The sequence below is a fragment of the Roseibium sp. AS2 genome (genome assembly GCF_038900065.1).
In the GTDB taxonomy this organism is placed as follows: domain Bacteria; phylum Pseudomonadota; class Alphaproteobacteria; order Rhizobiales; family Stappiaceae; genus Roseibium.
In genome coordinates this window covers 656,712-674,581 of the sequence record NZ_JBBMQN010000001.1, presented here as the reverse complement: position 1 = coordinate 674,581, position 17,870 = coordinate 656,712, and the positions used below count along the sequence as shown (strand labels likewise).

19 protein-coding genes are annotated in these 17,870 nt (G+C 61.9%); 12 read left to right on the top strand and 7 right to left on the bottom strand.

Annotated features, from left to right (window positions below):
* Positions 1-8: 8 nt before the first annotated feature.
* From WNZ15_RS03085 to WNZ15_RS03070, 4 genes are all read left to right on the top strand, one after another.
* The gene (locus WNZ15_RS03085; protein ID WP_342891462.1) at positions 9-1,319 is read left to right on the top strand and encodes an extracellular solute-binding protein; all 1,311 of its coding nucleotides are present in this window, start codon (positions 9-11) and stop codon (positions 1,317-1,319) included.
* Between the two features lie 135 nt (positions 1,320-1,454).
* Positions 1,455-2,336 carry an ABC transporter permease subunit gene (locus WNZ15_RS03080; RefSeq protein ID WP_342891461.1) on the top strand — a complete coding sequence of 294 codons (882 nt, stop codon included), beginning with the start codon at positions 1,455-1,457 and terminating at the stop codon, positions 2,334-2,336.
* A gap of 12 nt (positions 2,337-2,348) precedes the next feature.
* On the top strand, positions 2,349-3,191 hold the full coding sequence (gene ugpE, locus WNZ15_RS03075; protein WP_342891460.1) for a sn-glycerol-3-phosphate ABC transporter permease UgpE: 843 nt from the start codon (positions 2,349-2,351) through the stop codon (positions 3,189-3,191).
* An 8-nt stretch (positions 3,192-3,199) separates the two neighbouring features.
* The gene (locus tag WNZ15_RS03070) at positions 3,200-4,276 is read left to right on the top strand and encodes a sn-glycerol-3-phosphate import ATP-binding protein UgpC (protein ID WP_342891459.1); all 1,077 of its coding nucleotides are present in this window, start codon (positions 3,200-3,202) and stop codon (positions 4,274-4,276) included.
* Between the two features lie 66 nt (positions 4,277-4,342).
* Here the strand turns inward: WNZ15_RS03070 and WNZ15_RS03065 are convergent, their stop codons facing one another.
* Positions 4,343-5,098, bottom strand: a complete 756-nt coding sequence (locus WNZ15_RS03065) for a WYL domain-containing protein (RefSeq protein ID WP_342891458.1) — start codon at positions 5,096-5,098, stop codon at positions 4,343-4,345.
* Between the two features lie 52 nt (positions 5,099-5,150).
* Here WNZ15_RS03065 and WNZ15_RS03060 point away from each other — a divergent pair, with 52 nt between their 5' ends.
* Together WNZ15_RS03060 and WNZ15_RS03055 are read left to right on the top strand one after the other, a co-directional pair.
* Positions 5,151-5,471 (top strand): hypothetical protein, encoded by a 321-nt coding sequence (locus WNZ15_RS03060; RefSeq protein WP_342891457.1) that lies wholly within the window; start codon positions 5,151-5,153, stop codon positions 5,469-5,471.
* A 156-nt stretch (positions 5,472-5,627) separates the two neighbouring features.
* Positions 5,628-6,764, top strand: coding sequence for a DNA alkylation repair protein (locus tag WNZ15_RS03055; protein ID WP_342891456.1), 1,137 nt, complete (start codon positions 5,628-5,630; stop codon positions 6,762-6,764).
* 31 nt (positions 6,765-6,795) lie between these two features.
* On the opposite strand, the gene WNZ15_RS03050 is transcribed toward WNZ15_RS03055, so the two are convergent.
* The 3 genes from WNZ15_RS03050 to WNZ15_RS03040 form a co-directional block, all read right to left on the bottom strand.
* The gene (locus WNZ15_RS03050) at positions 6,796-7,995 is read right to left on the bottom strand and encodes an MFS transporter (protein WP_342891455.1); all 1,200 of its coding nucleotides are present in this window, start codon (positions 7,993-7,995) and stop codon (positions 6,796-6,798) included.
* Positions 7,985-8,344: an MmcQ/YjbR family DNA-binding protein gene (locus WNZ15_RS03045; protein ID WP_342891454.1), complete on the bottom strand. Its 360-nt coding sequence runs from the start codon at positions 8,342-8,344 to the stop codon at positions 7,985-7,987. Before WNZ15_RS03045 ends, WNZ15_RS03050 begins: the two co-directional genes overlap by 11 nt.
* Positions 8,345-8,518: 174 nt before the next feature.
* Positions 8,519-8,791: a hypothetical protein gene (locus WNZ15_RS03040; protein WP_342891453.1), complete on the bottom strand. Its 273-nt coding sequence runs from the start codon at positions 8,789-8,791 to the stop codon at positions 8,519-8,521.
* Positions 8,792-8,895: 104 nt separating this feature from the next.
* Between WNZ15_RS03040 and WNZ15_RS03035 the strand changes: the two genes are divergently transcribed.
* The 3 genes from WNZ15_RS03035 to WNZ15_RS03025 all read left to right on the top strand — a co-directional run bounded on the left by WNZ15_RS03035 (position 8,896) and on the right by WNZ15_RS03025 (position 10,659).
* Positions 8,896-9,756: a LysR family transcriptional regulator gene (locus WNZ15_RS03035; RefSeq protein ID WP_342891452.1), complete on the top strand. Its 861-nt coding sequence runs from the start codon at positions 8,896-8,898 to the stop codon at positions 9,754-9,756.
* A gap of 160 nt (positions 9,757-9,916) precedes the next feature.
* Positions 9,917-10,345, top strand: coding sequence for an Hsp20 family protein (locus WNZ15_RS03030; RefSeq protein WP_342891451.1), 429 nt, complete (start codon positions 9,917-9,919; stop codon positions 10,343-10,345).
* A gap of 32 nt (positions 10,346-10,377) precedes the next feature.
* Positions 10,378-10,659 carry a DUF1150 domain-containing protein gene (locus WNZ15_RS03025; RefSeq protein WP_342891450.1) on the top strand — a complete coding sequence of 94 codons (282 nt, stop codon included), beginning with the start codon at positions 10,378-10,380 and terminating at the stop codon, positions 10,657-10,659.
* 116 nt (positions 10,660-10,775) lie between these two features.
* Here WNZ15_RS03025 and WNZ15_RS03020 read toward each other — a convergent pair whose 3' ends face one another.
* Positions 10,776-12,038: an OpgC domain-containing protein gene (locus tag WNZ15_RS03020; protein WP_342891847.1), complete on the bottom strand. Its 1,263-nt coding sequence runs from the start codon at positions 12,036-12,038 to the stop codon at positions 10,776-10,778.
* Between the two features lie 65 nt (positions 12,039-12,103).
* Entirely contained in the window at positions 12,104-13,489 is a 1,386-nt protein-coding gene (locus tag WNZ15_RS03015; RefSeq protein ID WP_342891449.1) for a tetratricopeptide repeat protein, read from the bottom strand.
* A 350-nt stretch (positions 13,490-13,839) separates the two neighbouring features.
* Between WNZ15_RS03015 and WNZ15_RS03010 the strand changes: the two genes are divergently transcribed.
* Positions 13,840-14,316: a DUF302 domain-containing protein gene (locus WNZ15_RS03010; RefSeq protein WP_342891448.1), complete on the top strand. Its 477-nt coding sequence runs from the start codon at positions 13,840-13,842 to the stop codon at positions 14,314-14,316.
* Positions 14,317-14,701: 385 nt separating this feature from the next.
* On the opposite strand, the gene WNZ15_RS03005 is transcribed toward WNZ15_RS03010, so the two are convergent.
* A complete protein-coding gene (locus WNZ15_RS03005; protein ID WP_342891447.1) occupies positions 14,702-15,463 on the bottom strand; it encodes an SDR family oxidoreductase in 762 nt (253 codons plus the stop codon).
* Positions 15,464-15,688: 225 nt separating this feature from the next.
* On the opposite strand from WNZ15_RS03005, the gene WNZ15_RS03000 reads away from it, so the two are divergent.
* Both WNZ15_RS03000 and WNZ15_RS02995 read left to right on the top strand, forming a co-directional pair.
* Positions 15,689-16,474, top strand: coding sequence for an ion channel (locus WNZ15_RS03000; RefSeq protein ID WP_342891846.1), 786 nt, complete (start codon positions 15,689-15,691; stop codon positions 16,472-16,474).
* Positions 16,475-16,602: 128 nt separating this feature from the next.
* Entirely contained in the window at positions 16,603-17,463 is an 861-nt protein-coding gene (locus tag WNZ15_RS02995) for a polyhydroxybutyrate depolymerase (RefSeq protein ID WP_342891446.1), read from the top strand.
* Positions 17,464-17,870 lie beyond the last annotated feature (407 nt).

Genomic DNA, 17,870 nt, shown 5'->3' with positions numbered 1-17,870 from the left:
AAATGAATATGGCTTATCGCAAGACCGTCGCCAGCCTTGTTGCTGCGGCTGCCCTTCTGGGCACTTCCTCCGCATCTTACGCCGCGACCGACATTTCCTGGTGGCACGCCATGGGTGGCCGTCTTGGCGAAGTCGTCGTTGACATCGCCAATGGTTACAATGGTTCCCAGGACGTCTGCCAGATCACTCCGGTGTTCAAGGGCACGTACGAAGAAACCCTGACAGCGGGCATCGCCGCATTCCGCGCCGGCGAACAGCCGAACATCCTGCAGGTCTTCGATGCCGGTGCCGCCACCATCATCGGTGCCAAGGGTGCTGTCATCCCGGCCCAGGACATCCTGGAAAACGCCGGCGTTGCCTTCGACATCGAAGATTACATCGACGGCGTCCGCTACTTCTACGCCGACAGCGACGGCAAGATGATCGGCATGCCGTTCAACTCGTCCACGCCGATCCTCTACACCAACGAGGAAGCTCTGAAGAAGGCCGGTGTCGAAGCGCCGAAGACCTGGGAAGAGTTCGAAGCCATCGCTCCGAAGCTGAAGGAAGCCGGTTACGTGCCGCTTGCCCAGTCTCACCTGCCGTGGATCTTCACCGAGAACTTCAAGTCCCGTCACAACCTGCAGTTCGCGACCAACAACAACGGTTACGACGGTTCGGAAGGCACCACGCTTGTCTTCGGTGAGCCGATCAAGAACCACTTCACCAAGGTGAAGGGCTGGCTGGACGACGGCCTGTTCGGTTACTACGGCACCGGCTGGGGCGACAACCAGACCCCGTTCAACGAAGGCAAGGTGGCCATGTGGCTCGGCTCTTCGGGGTCCTTCGGCGGCATCTCCAAGACCGTCGAATTCCCGTTCTCCGCGACCTACCTGCCTTACTGGGACGCTGTTGAAGGCGCCGGCACAGGCACGTTCATCGGTGGGGCTGCCCTGTTCGCCATGTCCGGCAAGCCGGACGAAGAGAACAAGTGCGTTGCCTCGTTCTACCAGTACCTGACCTCCCCGGAAGTCCAGTACATGTGGCACAAGGAAACCGGCTACGTGCCGATCACCAACGCTGCCTATGAGCTGGCCAAGAAGGACGGCTACTACGAAAGCACGCCGGCCGCCGAAGTCGGCATCAAGCAGCTGACCCTGCCGGGCGGCGAATGGACCAAGGGCTACCGCATGGGCTTCTACGTCCAGATCCGCGACGTCATGAACCGCGAATACGGCAAGATCCTGTCCGGTGACACCTCCGTTGAAGACGCCTTCGCCACGATCGAGGCGGACGGCAACAAGCTTCTGGAGCGTTTCGCCAAGACCACCAACAACTGATCGGCAGTTGATCTGATCCCGATGGGGGCGCCCCCTATTCCCAGACAGGCGCCCCCATTCCCATAAAAGCGAAGCGGGCAGACCGGACAACCGGTGGCCCGCTTCGCCCGTTCCCGGTGGTCGAGACGCAATCCAATGAAAAAAGTCCACTTCAAGTCCCCGTGGCTGCCCTATCTGCTGCTGTTGCCGCAGCTCGGCATCGTGACGGTCTTCTTCCTCTGGCCGGCCGCCGAGGCGGTACAGTCGTCCTTCTATCTTGAAGATCCGTTCGGCTTCGGCTCGACCTTTGTCGGCCTGGACAACTTCACGGACACGCTGACGTCCACCGACTATGGCCGCACCGCGCGGTTCACGGCCGTGTTCACGTTTTCCGTGACGCTGCTGTCACTGGGCCTTGCCCTGTTGCTGGCGGTCAAGGCCGACAAGGTTCTGCGCGGCGCGTCCTCCTACAAGACCCTGCTGATGTGGGTCTACGCGGTCGCGCCCCCGGTGGCTGGTCTGATCGGCGTTCTCCTGTTCGACCAGCATGTCGGCCCGATGGTCGATTTCTTCGCCCTGTTCGGCTGGCAGATGCAGATCGGCGTCAACTACTTCGATACCAGCTTCGCGATGATCACGACGGCGGTGTGGAAACAGATCCCGGTCAACTTCATCTTCTTCCTGTCCGGCCTTCAGGGCATTTCCAAATCGGTCCAGGAAGCGGCCAGCATCGACTGCCGGTCCGGCTTCCGCCGGTTCTGGACAGTCACCTTTCCGCTGCTGGCGCCGACAGGGTTCTTCCTGCTGATCATCAACATCACCTACGCCTTCTTCGACACGTTCGGCATCATCGACGTCATCGTGAAGAACGAGCCCGGCAACAATCCGGTGACCCTTGTCTACAAGGTCTATCTGGACGGCTTCCGCGGCAACGATCTTGGCGGGTCTTCGGCCCAGTCCGTCATCCTGATGGCGATGGTCTTCGTCCTGACAATCATCCAGTTCCGCCTGATCGAGCGGCGCGTCCACTACACCTGATGGAGGTCTGAAATGAAACGACTGCAGATCTCGGACCACGTGATCCTACTTCTCGGTGTCTTCTTCATGGTCACGCCGGTCGTGCTGGCATTCCTGACCAGCACCCACGATGCGCTGACCGTCTACAAGCAGGGCATCCAGTTCACGCCCGGCGGCAAGTTTCTCGAGACTTACGAAAAGGTCCTGTTCGAGGCAGGCGGCTTCACCAAGGAAGTCGACGGCTTCGTCATGCTCAAGAATTCCATGATTCTCGGATTCGGCTTCGCCATCGGCAAGATCGTCATTTCGATGCTGGCGGCCTATGCCATCGTCTATTTCCGCTTCCCTTTCGCGACACTGTGCTTCTGGGTGATCTTCGCCACGCTGCTGCTGCCGCTCGAGGTGCGCATCCTGCCGTCCTACGAGATCGTTCAGAAACTCGGCATGGTGAACACCTATTCCGGCCTGATCGTGCCGCTGATCGCATCCGCGACGGGCACCTTCTTCTTCCGCCAGTTCTTCATGTCGGTTCCCGACGAGTTGCTGGAAGCAGCCAGGATCGACGGTGCCGGACCGTGGAAATTCTTCAAGGATATCCTGGTGCCGATCTCCAAGACGATGATCGCGGCGATCTTCATCATCATGTTCGTATACGGCTGGAACCAGTATCTCTGGCCGACCCTGATCACCACCGACGAATCCCTGTTCACCCTGGTGCGCGGCATCAAGCAGATCCTGCAGGTCTGGGTGGGCGCGCAGATTCCGGCCTTCAACGAGGCCATGGCCCTGGCAATCCTCGCCATTGTGCCGCCGGTGCTGATCGTCGTGGTCTTCCAAAGCTGGTTCGTCAAAGGGCTCGTCGAGAGCGATAAGTGAGGTATTGAATGTCAACGATTACTCTCGACACCGTCCGGAAGGTGTATGCGGGCAACGTGGAGGCCGTCAAAGGCGTTTCCATCGATATTGCCGATGGCGAATTCATCGTTCTGGTCGGCCCGTCCGGCTGTGGCAAGTCCACCCTGCTGCGCATGATTGCCGGCCTGGAGGACATCACCAGCGGTGAGGCGAAGATCGGCGAGCGTGTGGTCAACAATATCGACCCGGCCGACCGCGACATCGCCATGGTGTTCCAGAACTACGCGCTTTACCCGCACATGACGGTCTACAACAACCTGGCCTACGGTCTCAAGAACCGGCGCATGGACAAGGCCGAGATTGACCGCCGGGTGAAGGAAGCCGCCCGCGTGCTGGAAATCGGCGACTATCTCGACCGCAAGCCCCGGGCCCTGTCCGGCGGCCAGCGCCAGCGTGTCGCCATGGGCCGGGCCATCGTGCGCGAACCGGCGGCGTTCCTGTTCGACGAACCGCTGTCCAACCTTGATGCCAAGCTGCGTGTGCAGATGCGTGTCGAGATCAAGCGCCTGCAGCGGGCTCTCGGCACCACCAGCGTCTACGTGACCCATGATCAGCTGGAAGCCATGACCCTGGCGGACCGGCTGGTGGTTCTCAACGGCGGCAACATCGAGCAGATCGGCGCACCGATCGATGTCTACGACAAGCCGGCGTCCACATTCGTGGCCAGCTTCATCGGTTCGCCGGCGATGAACCTTCTGCCGGTGAAGACGGATGGTTCTGGACTTGCGCTGGAAAACGGCGACGGCCTGTCCGGCACCAATCCGAAGGGCATGGACCGATACATGATCGGCATCCGTCCGGAGCATCTGGCCGTGGTCGACGGTCCCGCCGGTGGCGAGGGCATCGATCTTGAGGTCACGGTCAATGTGCTCGAGCCCGTCGGCGCGGAAAGCTACATCTATGCCAGCTTCGCGAACGGCGGACCGGAAATTGTCGTGCGCGTATCCAGTCATGCCCGCCACGAACCCGGCGAAACACTCCGCCTGAAGGCGCAGCCGCAGGACGTGCATTTCTTCGACGCGGACACCGGCCGCCGGATCGACTGACACGCCCGCGTCCGGCGGATCCTGCCGAAACCGAACAGGCCACTCCGGGCAACCGGGGTGGCTTTTTTACGGGCGTATGACATCCAGATTCTTCAGCGTCGCGTCGAACTGATCGATCCCGATGACAGTGAACCTTGCCTCCAGCATTGCCGCTGCTTCGATCCGATCACACCTGAAAGTTCGAATTGCCCCTCTCAACTGGTCAAATGCCAGCACATACCAAACGGGACTGTGCAGCAGCAGGTAGTGCGGTTCTATGGTGCGTCGCGTAACCCGGCCCTCGATTGACCTGTAGGAGATCTCGAGAAGGTGCCGGGTGAAAAAGGCCTGATGAAGCTCCTCGACCACCGGCTGACCAGGTGCCGAAAAGGCGGACAGGACCATATGCGAGGCGGCTTCTCCAACCCGGATGCGGGACTTGATGTCCGAGATGTCGTTCTTCAGCCTGGGTGAGAAGGACGCAAGCAACTTGCGCCGTATGGGGGCCAGTTCAGCCATGAAGAAAGGTGACTTCATCTGTTCCGCGACCGCCAGGCTCACCAAAAGGTCGATTGCTTCCGAATAACTGAAATTCACGCGTCCGATGCCCCAGCTGCTGTGCAGTCTGACACCACCTCCCCGTCCGCGATCGGCCTCAATGGGCAGGCCCTGGTCGCGGAGAACCTGGATGTCACGAGAAAGGGTTCGACTGCTGACACCGAGTTCATCCGAGAGACCCGTGACTGTCAGGGCTTCATCCGACTTGAGCCGGGCGCTTATCAGCTCCAGACGTTTCATGCGTTCGGTGATGGAACTCTTGGGCATCGAATTAATAAGACACATAATGTCATATTTATCCATAGGGTTCTCTCATCAACAACTCTAGGAGACAAAAATGTCAGAACCAGTAACCGTTCTCGCCCCCATCAAGCTCGCGTCCGGCAAGACGGAAACAGACTTGCTGGAGGCCTCCAGCCGGTTTCAGGAGAACTTTGTCAGGCATCAGAACGGTATCCTTCGGCGTGAGCTCGTGCGTACGGCAGAAGGCCAGTATCTCGATATCGTGCAATTCCGCAGCGCCGACGATGCGGAAAAAGTCATGGAGGCGGAAAGATCGTCTCCTGACTGTATGGAGTTCTTTTCCATGATGGACTTGTCCGATGTGGATATGGATGCCGAGATGCCGATGTATCGTTCGCTGGCGACTTATAGCTGATCGTCGCAAACACCAATGACCGGCCGGCAGCGTGTCTGCCGGAGCGGTTTCATCCCGTGCTTCCTGACGGTGCTTGTCAGGAGCTTTCCTGCAAGGCTCTGGAACCGAAGGCCAGGCTCTGGCACATGGATGCCTAATCGAACATGGGAGCTGTTGTTGGAACCGTTCAAAAACAACATTTCGCCAGAGCTGGTGCGCTGCATCGGCGGGCATATCGTCCGGCATCTTGATGGTTTCAACCGCCGTGCGTTTGAAACGGACATCCTTGCCGAGCTCGAAACGCTAGAGCTGAAGCAACGTGCGGCACTGATCGCGAAGGTCATGGACCAGCATCTGCCGGATGACCTCGGCCAACGCTTCGCCGTCTTGCGAAAAATGCTGCATCCGATGACAGAAGTTGCCTTCGACCGCGGCAGCGACGAACACGGCATCCGCGGCTGGGGCATGATGCCACTCGGCATGGTGGTCTCCGGCTGCGGTCTCAACGATTACGAAGCGTCCTTCGCGCTTCTGAAGGAGATGACCCGGCGTGCGACGGCGGAGTTCGATGTGCGTCCCTTTCTGGACATGGGTCAGGACAAGGCTCTGGCGATCATGGCGCCCTGGGTGACCGACGACAGCGTTCATGTGCGCCGGCTGGTCTCGGAAGGCACGCGTCCGCGCCTGCCCTGGGGCTTGCGCCTGAAAAAGTTGGTGGACGATCCTTCCCCCACCCTGCCTCTTCTGGAAGCGCTGAAGGACGATCCGGAGGACTATGTCCGCCGCTCGGTTGCCAATCACCTGAATGACATTGCAAAGGACCATCCGGACCTGGTGGCGGAGATCGCCGTGCGCTGGCTGAAAGATGCCGACAAAAACCGGGAAAAGCTGGTCCGCCACGCCTGCCGCTCGCTGGTAAAGCAGGGCCATTCTGCGACGCTTGCTGCCTTTGGCCTGAACCCCCCGGAGATTCAAGTCGACGGGCCGCTTATCACGACCGAAAAAGTCGAGTACGGCTCGGCGCTCGGTTTTCGGATCGACTTGACCTCAACCGGCAAGACGCCGCAGGAGCTGGTGCTTGACTATCTGGTGCATTTCAAGAAGGCCAACGGCTCGCTGGCGCCGAAAGTGTTCAAGTGGACCAAGCTGACACTGGCTCCCGGCGAAACGGTTTCCCTGGCCCGCAAACACACCATCAAACCGATCACCACACGGGTCTATTACGGCGGCACGCAGGCCGTGAACTTCAGGATCAACGGCCGGGATTTCGGCTTTTCGGAGTTTGAGCTGGTGATGGCGGACGCGGAGGACTGATATCCGGGAGTGCCGGTCGCGCGCCCTCTGTTCACGGCGCCGTCTGAGCCAGCCGTTTCAATCTCGCCATTCCGATGATGCCGAGCGCGGGACCGATGGCCATGAGCGCGAAGACGCCGGGCCAGCCGATCAGTTCCGCGCCGAGCGGGGTCAGCTGCACGGTGAAGAACGTCAGGGCAAAGCCAAGCGCGGTCTGGAAGGTCATCAGGCTGCCGGCCTGGTCCGGTGGTGCGTAGTCGGCGACAAGCGCGGAGAACTGCGCCGAGTCCGGCAGGATCGCGGCGCCCCAGATGAGAACGCACAGGATCGTCAGCCAGACAGGTCCGCCAAAAGCCAGCGCGGAAGCCAGGGCCGCGGTGCCGCTGACCGCCATGGCGAGAATGGCGATATTGGCCTTGCCGACCCGGTCGGCGACGAGACCGGCGACGATGCAGGCGACCCCTCCGGCGGCAATCGCGAGAAACGCGATCAGGCGTGACAGAACGGTCGCCGCTTCCCCGGGCATATGCGCGGAAAAGGACGCTGCGAGCGCCACGCCGATCCAGGCCCACATGGCGTAGAGCTCCCACATGTGACCGAGATAGCCCGCATAGGCATAGCGGATCCTGGTGTCTGTCCAGGCGGTCAGGATGGCCGTCATCTTCATGCGCGGCGCCCTGGCGTGAAAGGGACCGAGACGGGAGAACAGGCACAGGATGCCTCCTGCCGCCGAGGCGAGCGAGGCAACGCTCAGGCTCCAGCGCCAGTCTGTACCGCCCAGAAGGGCGAGCAGATGCGGCGCCGCGGAACCGAGGGTCAGGGCCCCGACCAGCGTGCCGACAAGAAAGCCGCGGTCCTTCCGGCCCCAGCCCACCGCAATCTTCATGCCGACCGGATAGACCCCTGCCAGAAGGGCGCCGGTGGCGAAGCGGGCGAGGATCGAAACCGTGCCGCCCGGTTCGGCAACGAGCAGACTGGCGTTGAATAGCGCGGCAAGGATGGCGCAGACGGCAAAGAACCGCCGCGGGTCGATCCTGTCGGCAAGGCCCATCAATGCGGAGGCAACGGCACCGAAGACAAATCCGATCTGGACAGCGCTTGAGAGCGCGGCCTGCCGGCCTTCCGAAATCTCGAATTCCCGCGTCAGGTCGGGAAGAATGGCGGCGGACATGAACCACAGGCTCATCGCGGCGATCTCGGCCAGCATCAGCAGGGCAAGCGAGCGCCATTTCCCGGACATGTCAGACGGCAAGGCCGAGATCCTTCCGCTGCTTTTTCGTCAGTTTTCCGGCGATGATCTTGTGGGCGGCGGCGATATAGGCCTTCAGGTCCTCTTCCGGCAGGGCGCCGCTCCTTTCCATCTGTACCCATTTGGCGCGCGCCAGATAGGGGGCCGGAACCAGGCCGTCCTGCTGGGTCAGGAGGGCATAGGACAGATCCGAGCACTTGAAGCTGAACTTGGCGTGTGCCCCTTCTCCCCAGCTGGAACACACGGCGAAGATCTTGCCGCCGACCTTCCAGACGGACGCATTGCCCCATTGAACGACATGGGTTGTCGCCGGCAGGGCGCCGCAAAAGATGTCGAACTCGTCGCGGGTCATGGGAAACTTCATGCTGGCAGGAAAAGACATGGGATCGGCGAGGGTCCGAGACTGGCCTGTCCTGCTCCCGGGCGCAAGCCGGACCGGATCACGGTAACGTCATTCCAGGGCTTGACCTGCTGCGGCCGGGTCGGTGCTGTCCCTGCATGCGGCGGCAGCTGCGGACCCGTGAAATCAGTTGCGCTCCAGCCGTGCCGCGGCGATCCTTGCCCGCCGGGCAAGGCGTCGGAAAGGGCGGACCAACCTGCGCAGCAGGCACTTGCAGTGGAGTTTCCTGATCCTGAGCGCACGGGCCTTGTGCCGTCTTTCAAGCAGCACGTTCTCCGGCAGGTTTTCCGGCCAGAATTCGGCGTGATGGGAATGAAGGGATCTGATCGGATCGTTCCAGGCGGGGGAGACGCCTTTCTGATCGTCACGTCGACAGTTGATGGATGGCAAAACGATCATTGCGTGCACCTTGTCAAATTTGGAGTCAGTTGATCGGTGTTTGCAAAGCATTCCACAAAGTTGCATTATCTAATTGTTTTTAAGTTGAAATCGAGATTTCAAAAATGAAACGAAATATCGATTGGCAGGATTTGAGGCTGTTTCTGGCGGTGGCGAGGGCAAGTGGGCTGGCCGGCGCGTCGGAAGCGACGGGCGTCAGTGCCGCAACCCTCGGACGGCGAGTCGCCGCACTGGAAGCGGATCTCGAGGTACGGCTGGTCGAGCGTGAGGCGCGCGGATATCAGCTCACGACCGCGGGCCGGGAGCTGATGTTTCAGCTGGAAGACATGGACCAGACCGCCCGGGCCATCGACCTCTGGCGGCAAAGCGGCCGCACACGCCGCAGGATCCGGATCTCGGCCGGTGGCTGGACCATGCACCTTCTGCTCGATCATCTGGACGCGTTCTGGTCACCGGATCTCGGCTGGATGCCGGAGTTCCTGGCCGATCCGCGCGACCGGGATGTCGCCAGACGCCAGATCGACATCGGCATCCGCAATCGCCGCCCCCAGCAGGAATGGCTTGCGGGCAGGAAGGTCGGCACGGTCCGCTTCGCGGCCTATCAGGCCGCGAGCGTTCCGGCGGGCCGCGACATCGGCTGGGTGGGACTTGTCGAGGACGAAGCCAATTTTCCGGCGGCGACGTGGATCAGGGAGAACCACAACGAGGACGTGACCGTCACCCTGAACAAGGCGACCTACGCGCTGACGCTCGTGCGCAAGGGCCTTGTGCGCATGGTGCTGCCCTGTTTCGTCGGTGATGCCTTTGACGACCTGGTGCGCCTGTCGGACCCGATCGAAAGCCTGACGACCGAGCGCTGGCTGGTCATGCATCAGGACGAGCGTCATCAGCCGGATCTGCGGCAGGCCATATCGTCTCTCGCCAACCTGTTGAAAAAAAGCCCTGTTCTGACTTCGGGCTCCTGAATCACGCGCACCCGGGAGCCGCATGAATCCCGTCAGATCCGTGCTCCTTGAATCAATTTTAACGAAGCTCCATATTTAATGACGAATGGAACCGTTGGTTCCGACCCGGATGCCTATTGGAGGGTCCGGGCGCAAGGTCGCTTCCACAAGGACTTTGAGGATGTCACGCATGTCAGCGTTTTCCAGCCCGTTCATGCTCGGGTTCGACGATATCGAGCGCGTGCTCGATCGCGTCTCCAAGGCCGCCAATGACGGTTATCCGCCCTATAATATCGAAAGACTTCCGAAAACCGAAGGCCAGGGCGATATCATCCGGATCACCCTGGCGGTGGCCGGGTTTACCAGAGACCAGCTTGATGTCTCCGTGGAGGAGAGCCAGCTGGTCATCCGCGGACGGCAGGTCGACGACAAGACCCGTCAGTACCTGCATCGCGGCATCGCGGCCCGCCAGTTCCAGCGGGCGTTTGTCCTGGCCGAGGGGATCGAGATCCTCGGAGCCGACCTGAAGGATGGACTCTTGTCCATTGATCTGGCACGACCGGAACCGGAACGTGTCATAAGAAAAATAGAAATCTCCAGCGGCGAATAGACCCTCGTCGGCTAACAGATGGAGAATGACTGATGCACGATAAGATCATGGCCTGGACAGACCGAACCCTTCTGTCCGAATTCATGTCCGTTGACGAGCTGACCGAGCTCGGGACCGGCGATATCGCCTATATCAAACCGATCAAGGCGCGCGAACTGAAGGAAATGTTCCCGGATGTTCCCCCGCTGCACGACAACATGACGCTCTACGCGCTGCTGAATGCGGACGGAACGCCGATCCTGCTGGCGGACAGCCGCGAGGCCGCCGTCGCCAACGCCTTTGAAGCCGATCTGGAAATGGCTTCTCTGCACTGAGTGGACACACGGGGACCCGGCGCGTGTCGCCGGGCCCCGTTTCCTTTTCGCAAGGGTCTGTCTCGGCTTACCTGCTGCCGATGAACTTCACGCGTCCTGCTGAGGGACCTCCGGTCTCAACTCAGCTCGCGTTGCCTTGATCTGTTCCCGTCTGTGTCGACCCGGCCCTCTGGATCCGGACCGGCGGGCGCAGCCTCCGCAGCCTCCGCGACCGCCCTGGGCGGTTTACGCCAGGGCTGGCTCTTGTACCAGCCGGCCACATAGGCAACGGCGATCAGGGCAGCAAACCCGAGAAGGTTCGACAGGATCTGCGGGATCCAGTCACCCCGGCCCCAGACCATGTCGCGCAGCAGGCCGGCGGCCTGGGCGATCACAAGGCTGGCCATGAAGACGGGCAGCGATTGCTGGCCCACCTTCTGCACGATCCCCAGGAACCATCCCCACACCGCGCCATGTCCGAGCAGGCGCCGGCCGTGCTCGCCGGCCGCCACCCAGGCCAGATAGGCCAATGCCAGAAAATGCAGGTAGCGGAACAGTCCGAATTCCGTCTTGATCCAGAGCGGCCGGATCGCCTCGCGGATCTCCCGCGCCCAGACCAGGTCCAGATAATGTTCGCTGTGAATGCGGAAATAGGCGAACGGAACAGTGACAACCAGAACCACGGCGCACAGGACGACAAGCCTTCTGTCGACCGGCGGCGCCGGTATCCAGCCGCGCATGAAGGCAAAGCCGGTGAAGAACAGCATCTGCCAGGCGAACGGATTGAAGAACCACTCCCGGTGGAGCCCGTTCGACATGGTCCAGGGTTCCGCCGGCAGGTTCAAAAGATCGAACTGGGAGGCGAGCCAGAGCCCGATGGACAGCGCGAACGCGGCTGTGACCGAATATCTTGCCGCCAGCATGATCACCGGGATCAGCGCCAGGATCACGATATACATGGGCAATATGTCGAAATAGTTCGGCACCCAGGTCAGGGTCATCAGGCCGGGCAGGGCGATTTCGGTCTTGTTGAAGAGATGCCACAGGTTCAGGGATGCCACGTAATCCTGGGTGAGATCGCAGCAGGTGGTCAGGTAATTGCTTTCATGCAGCATCACCAGCCCGACGGCGATCACCAGGATCTGGCCGATATGGGCCCAGTAGACCTGCCACATGCGGTGGACAATGCGCGCCGCGCCCATGCCCCAGCCATGAAGATCGAAAATCTTGCCGAAAGCGAGGGCCGACGCCATGCCGGAACAGAAAACGAAGATTTCCGTGGCATCGGAAAAACCGAAACGGGCCGGGATCCAGAGTGTCCACCAGTTGCCGGGCAGATGGGCGATGTAGATGATGAACATTCCGATCCCGCGGAAAAAATCGAGCCGCGGGTCGCGGATGCGTTTCGTTTGCGTGTGTGCGTTCACTTTGTATCCAGAAAAATCATGTGCCGGGCCGGGCGGGGTCAGACCGAACCGGTGGCCCTGAGCTTCTTGTCTTCCATCACCTGCTGCGCGCGATGCATCTTCTCGCAGGTTTCAAGGCGCTGTTCGGCGAATCGGTCGAGAGCGCCGCGCTTGCGGGTGCGGCTCTTGATAAGCCGATCCGCGTCGACCGGCAATCCGGCCCGCAGGGCGGCGTCGATGGTGATCCGTTCGAAGACATCCCGCTGGGCATGGGAGCCGCCGACCAGATGGAGATTGTCCCGGGCCGACGCCAGCAGGGTGAAGGCGGAGGCGTAATTGCCTTTCCGGTACTGCTCCAGGCCGAGGCCCGCGGGCAGGCCGGCTTCCGCCGTGACGTGACCGATGTCCGTCTCGCTCCTGGCGCGCTGCCGCAACCCCGCCAGAAGCCGTTCGGCTCCCATGCGGCGGCCGCCGTTCAAAAGGGCCAGAAGGTAATGCAGGTCGGCGAAGACATTGCAGCCGTCTTCGGCGCGCTTGTCGGACAGAAGCGCCAGCTCGTCCCATCTGGAACCGACATTGGCCCCTTCCAGTTCGAGCCGCACCAGCAGCGAGGCCGCATTGGAAATGTCCCGGTAGTCGTCGGTCTTGTCCTTGCGGATGTCGGAATCATAGAGCGCCAGCGCCTTGTCCGCGTTTCCCTGATCCAGATACATCAGCGCCAGGTGCCACCACACATGGTAGCCGAAATTGTTGCAGTGGGACCAGCCGTCCGGATGGTTCTCCAGCCAGCCGGCGCCTTCTTCGGACCGTCCGGTCATATCGTGGACGTGGGCGACCGCATGCAGTCCCCAGGCGTCGTCCCGGGCAAATTCCAGCCCTCTGCGTCCCGAAGTTTCGGCGAGTCGGTAATCGCCCGTCTCCTCGAAGCAGAAAGCCCGGCAGCCCAGAAGGTAGCCGTAGGCCGGATGGCTCTCGTGATAGGCGGAATAGACGCGGTCGAGCGACTGGCGCATGCCGGTGGCATCGCCCAGCACGAAACGGATGGCATGGACCAGCTTCATGACAAGCGCGTCTTCGGGCACCTTCACCAGAGCGGCGTCCAGGATATCGGCCGAACGGGTGGGAAATCCCTGCAGCCAGGCATTGAGCGCGTCGAGCACGGCCGTTTCGCGGTCCGTCAGCGGGGTATGCAGGGCGGAGGCGCGGGCGACCTTCAGGCATTCGCTTGCCGTGTCCAGGAACTCCCGGCGCCCGAGCAGCAGGCAGAACAGGCCGCGTGTCGCATGGCCGAGCGCGAAGTGGGGCGCAAGGCTCAGGCAGGTTTCAAGATGCTGCGGCGTCGTCTTGCCGTGGGCAAGAAACGCTCTCACGGTGTCGTTCCAGGCCGCGAGGGCGCCCTTGTCCGACAGTGTGAGATCATACCCGAATTGATCACTGAGACGCATAACAGGCCTTTTTTGTTTCCGGTCCGGACAGGTGTCGCGTCTGTGGTTTCGCCAGGATCCGCGAGTGTCCGGCCGATGAATCCCCGACGCTCAAAATCCGCAGGCTTCACTTGAACTGCAAAACACAAAAAGGTGTTGGCAATGTGTAGGCCCTGGAAGGATCCACAAGCTCGATCCGGCGCCGTGCGCAGCTGCCGTTTGCGCGCCCCTGCCGAACAGGCCCGATTTGATGCTAAAGGCCCGATTTGCCGCGCCACACCGCATTGTGAGATGTCCGTGACCTGAAGTCGTGTCCTCATGTGCAAACGGGATCGCAAGATCCCGATTGCTCAAATGCGGGAGACAATACAATGCGCATGCTGATGTATTTCATGGTGATGATGCTTGCTGCGGGCATTGCCCGGGCAGACGGCATCGCTGCCCGGGAGGGCTGGCAGGTGCTGCCGACGTCTCTCGGATACGACGAACTGGTGGAGAACCTCCAGACCGCCGTCAAGGCGGAAGGCATGTTTCTGGTGACGCAGGCCAGCGCCTCGTCCGGTGCCAAGGGCCGGGGGCTGACCATTGCGGGCAACCGGATCATCGGGGTCTACCGCAACGATTACGCGGTGCGCATGCTCGAAGCCTCCGTGGCCGCGGGCATCGAGGCGCCGATTCGCTTCTACGTCACGGAGACCGGCGACGGCACGGCGACCCTGTCCTGGAAAACGCCGAGTTTCGTGTTCGCGCCCTATATGGACGAGGGCGGCGAACCGCTGGCGGAACTCGCCGCCGAGCTCGACGCCGTCTTTCAGACGATCGCCGGGCGGGCTGTGGCATCCAGGTAACAAAGGCGCGACGTGCGCAAGTGTTGGGCAGGCAGGTCCTGTTTTTAGGCTTGTGAAATCGGCCCGGCGACCCCACACTCTGTGTGTCGTTAACAACTGAAAGGAGGTGTGCCCATGTCTAATGAGTATCTGAACGTGGCCCGTGTGTCTGGGTGGAATGGTTCGGTTCTGGAGCAGCCTCCGGTCTTGAACGGTTTCGCCGGGATCTGATCCGGACCTCGTGTCACGTTGATCTCATGGGAGGGCCGCATCGCGGCCCTCTTTTGATTCCGGACCCCTTCGCCCGCTGTCCCGACGTTGACCGACCCAAAGGTGATCCGGCAGCTTGCCTGCCTTCAACCGAACGCGGGAGATCCCGCATCCGGGGACGCGGGCCTTGCCTGCTTCACACCAGTCCGACCGACTTGCGCACATCCTCGTCGCGCAGCGAGCAGTCCGTGCCGCGATAGGCATCGCCCGCATCCGTGCACAGCCACGCGATCGCCTCGCCGACCCATTCTGCGGGAATATGGACGGACGGATCCAGCTGGCTGACCGGGTTGATGCCCGAGGCCTTGATATCGACCTGCATCCGGGTCGCGACCGTGCCCGGGCTGAGGCCGACCACGCGCAGGCCGTGATCGCCGAATTCCTTGTCGGCGCAGCGCGTCAGTGCCAGGGCCGCGGCCTTGGAGGCGCAATAGTGGCTCCACCCTTCAAGCGCACCGGACGCGGCGCCCGAACTGATATTGACGATGGTGCCGGTGCCCTTGCCCAGCATGTGGGGCGCGGCGGCGCGAATGCCGTGATAGACACCCTTGACGTTGATGTCGATGGCCTGGCCCCAGGTGACCGGATCGCTGTCCTCGATGCGCGCGATCGGCTCGATCACGCCGGCATTGTTGACCAGGATATCCATGCCGCCGAACAGATCCACGCAGGAGCGGACCGCCGCGTCCACGTCCGTGAAACTGGCCACGTCGCAGGTCACCGCGGCCGCCTTGCCGCCACCGTCCCTGATCTCTGCGGCAGTCCGCTCGATGTCGCCGCCGGAGCGGGCGGCCAGAACAACGCTGGCGCCGTATTTCGCAAGGCTGCGTGCGGCGGCCTCGCCGATGCCGCGACTGGCACCGGTGACCAGGGCGACTTGTCCCGACAGATCAAACATGGAACGTCCTCTTCTTCTGTGCGTTTGCGACAAACGGATGATATGTCCTGAAAGTGCTTTAATGCGACTGCGCCAGGGAATAAACCGCCTTCTTCGCCGGAGTGTGCTGCGCGATCCCCATGAATGGGGCTATTGTCTGCAAAATGCCGCAGCCGATTGACTTCCGCAGCCGCCTCGCGTGCTCTGGGCGCAGATACATTGAACGCGAACAAGGGGGCGGACCTGATGGCCGCGGAAAAGCCGGCGCTTCAGATCATGTTGCGCCAGATATATTTCGGTCACGGCACCAGGGCCCGGATCTTCCGCTATGCCCTGCTGGCGTTCGATCTGATCACCATCGCCTATTTCATCATTTCCTCGATTCTCGACCCGGCGCGCCATCACCACGTGCTGGACTACGCCATCGCCGGGGTGCTGGTCCTGGACTATTTCGCCCGGCTGATCGCCTCGGTGCGGCCGGTCCGCTATGTGTTCAGCTTCACCTCGGTGGCCGACATCGTGGTCATCGCCTCGCTGATCGCGCCGGCCTTCCTGGAGAACTTCGCTTTCCTGCGCGTCGTGCGCATGCTGCGGCTGATGCGCTCCTACCACCTGCTGAAGGAACTGAGGGACGCGTCCAGATGGTTTCGGGCCAACGAGGAGATCCTGCAGTCCACGGTCAATCTCGCCGTGTTCATCTTCGTGGTCACGGCCATCGTGTTCGTGGTTGAGGACGACCGCAACCCGAACATCAACACCTATCTCGACGCGCTTTATTTCACGGTGACGACCCTGACCACGACCGGGTTCGGCGACATCACCATGACCGACAGCATCGGCCGGCTGATGACCGTGCTCATCATGATTTTCGGCGTCGCCCTGTTCCTGAGGCTGGTGCAGACCATCTTCCGGCCGACCAAGGTGAGTTATCCCTGCCCCGATTGCGGTCTGAACCGGCACGACCCGGACGCGGTCCATTGCAAACATTGCGGCCGCACGCTGAACATCTCCACCGAGGGTGTCTGGGACTGACGCTGCGGAGCGCCCTGTGAGGACACTGTCTCGCCGAAAAGTGAAGGCATCACGCTGGACAATGGTCCGCCATGACCCATTCTTGGCGTCAGACACCGTGCCATTCTCCCGCGACCGATGGAGCCTTCATGTCTCGACCGACCAGGCGTTTTCCTCTGCCCGGCTTTTGCCTGCTTGCCTGCGCCGCGATGCTGGCTGCGCCGGCCATCGCCGAATCCGATCCCGGCTGCGGCGGCGAGACGGCCTGCAGCCTGAAGACCGGTGACTATTACATTCACCTGCCGCAAGCCGCGAAGGCGGACGACGCCCCGCTCGGCGCCATCCTTTATCTTCACGGTCATCGCGGCAAGGCGGTCAACGCGATCCGCAACAAGAGCTTCCAGCAGATGGCCGACGACCTCGGCGTGGCCTTCGTGGCCGTGCAGGGCGTCAACGGCACCTGGTCCTTTCCGACCGCGCCGCGCAACCTGCGCGACGAGGCGGCGTTTTTCGACGACGTGCTTAAGGACCTGTCCGCCCGCTTCGGCGTCGACCGCGACCGCACCCTGCTGTCGGGCTTTTCCTCCGGCGGTTTCATGACCTGGTATCTGGCCTGCGCGGATTCCGGCCGTTTCGGCGGATATGCCCCGATTGCCGGCGCGTTCTGGGAGCCGCTGCCGCGCGATTGTCCGACAGAGCCGCCCTATCTGTTTCACGTCCACGGCACGTCCGACACGGTGGTGCCGCTGGAAGGCCGCTGGCTGGGCGGCGGCAAGTGGAAACAGGGCGACGTCTTTCAGAGCTTCGATGTCTGGCGCCGCCAGAGCGGCCTCGCCGCCACGGCGCCGAAGACCGAGGCCGACGGCAAGCTGTCATGCGAACGCTGGCAGCCCGTCACCGGCGTCCTGGAACTCTGCCTGCACGACGGCGGCCACAGCATTCAGGCAAGCTGGATCCGGCGCGCCTGGACCAAACTTTCCGAAATGAAGGGCTGGTCGAGCAAAAGCTGAGATCGCTCTGCATCCGCCGGTACCGGGCCAGGGCCAACTGTCCGTCCGGATCGGGACACCTGCTAGCCCGGGCATCTCTCATTGCGCCCTTCTCCCCCGCAAGGGGGGAGAGGGGAGCAAGGAGAGAGCCGATCCACCTTTCCAGAGACGACCGCCGTGGGGAGGGCGGTATGCGGGAGACAGGCCCAAACGCAACAACGTCGACTGCGCAACCGTACCCGCTGCCCAATCACGCCCGCTGCGCCGCCCCTGCGGAGGCAGGGGCCCAGCAATCCATGACGCCCACGACACAGAGACGTCCATGACGCAAATCGGCGCCGGGGGTTACTGGATCCCGGATCTTCGCTGCGCTGCGTCCGGGACGGCCGATAGCAAGGGCTTCGATCATGTGCAAAGCCCCCTGGACA

What these genes read in the sequence shown, in the direction of transcription:
- WNZ15_RS03085 (WP_342891462.1), top strand. Translation starts at nt 9, where the DNA reads ATGGCTTATCGCAAGACCGTCGCCAGCCTTGTTGCTGCGGCTGCCCTT.
- WNZ15_RS03080 (WP_342891461.1), top strand. Translation starts at nt 1,455, where the DNA reads ATGAAAAAAGTCCACTTCAAGTCCCCGTGGCTGCCCTATCTGCTGCTG.
- ugpE (WP_342891460.1), top strand. Translation starts at nt 2,349, where the DNA reads ATGAAACGACTGCAGATCTCGGACCACGTGATCCTACTTCTCGGTGTC.
- WNZ15_RS03070 (WP_342891459.1), top strand. Translation starts at nt 3,200, where the DNA reads ATGTCAACGATTACTCTCGACACCGTCCGGAAGGTGTATGCGGGCAAC.
- WNZ15_RS03065 (WP_342891458.1), bottom strand. Translation starts at nt 5,098, where the DNA reads ATGTGTCTTATTAATTCGATGCCCAAGAGTTCCATCACCGAACGCATG.
- WNZ15_RS03060 (WP_342891457.1), top strand. Translation starts at nt 5,151, where the DNA reads ATGTCAGAACCAGTAACCGTTCTCGCCCCCATCAAGCTCGCGTCCGGC.
- WNZ15_RS03045 (WP_342891454.1), bottom strand. Translation starts at nt 8,344, where the DNA reads ATGACCCGCGACGAGTTCGACATCTTTTGCGGCGCCCTGCCGGCGACA.
- WNZ15_RS03040 (WP_342891453.1), bottom strand. Translation starts at nt 8,791, where the DNA reads ATGATCGTTTTGCCATCCATCAACTGTCGACGTGACGATCAGAAAGGC.
- WNZ15_RS03035 (WP_342891452.1), top strand. Translation starts at nt 8,896, where the DNA reads ATGAAACGAAATATCGATTGGCAGGATTTGAGGCTGTTTCTGGCGGTG.
- WNZ15_RS03030 (WP_342891451.1), top strand. Translation starts at nt 9,917, where the DNA reads ATGTCACGCATGTCAGCGTTTTCCAGCCCGTTCATGCTCGGGTTCGAC.
- WNZ15_RS03025 (WP_342891450.1), top strand. Translation starts at nt 10,378, where the DNA reads ATGCACGATAAGATCATGGCCTGGACAGACCGAACCCTTCTGTCCGAA.
- WNZ15_RS03015 (WP_342891449.1), bottom strand. Translation starts at nt 13,489, where the DNA reads ATGCGTCTCAGTGATCAATTCGGGTATGATCTCACACTGTCGGACAAG.
- WNZ15_RS03010 (WP_342891448.1), top strand. Translation starts at nt 13,840, where the DNA reads ATGCGCATGCTGATGTATTTCATGGTGATGATGCTTGCTGCGGGCATT.
- WNZ15_RS03005 (WP_342891447.1), bottom strand. Translation starts at nt 15,463, where the DNA reads ATGTTTGATCTGTCGGGACAAGTCGCCCTGGTCACCGGTGCCAGTCGC.
- WNZ15_RS03000 (WP_342891846.1), top strand. Translation starts at nt 15,689, where the DNA reads ATGGCCGCGGAAAAGCCGGCGCTTCAGATCATGTTGCGCCAGATATAT.
- WNZ15_RS02995 (WP_342891446.1), top strand. Translation starts at nt 16,603, where the DNA reads ATGTCTCGACCGACCAGGCGTTTTCCTCTGCCCGGCTTTTGCCTGCTT.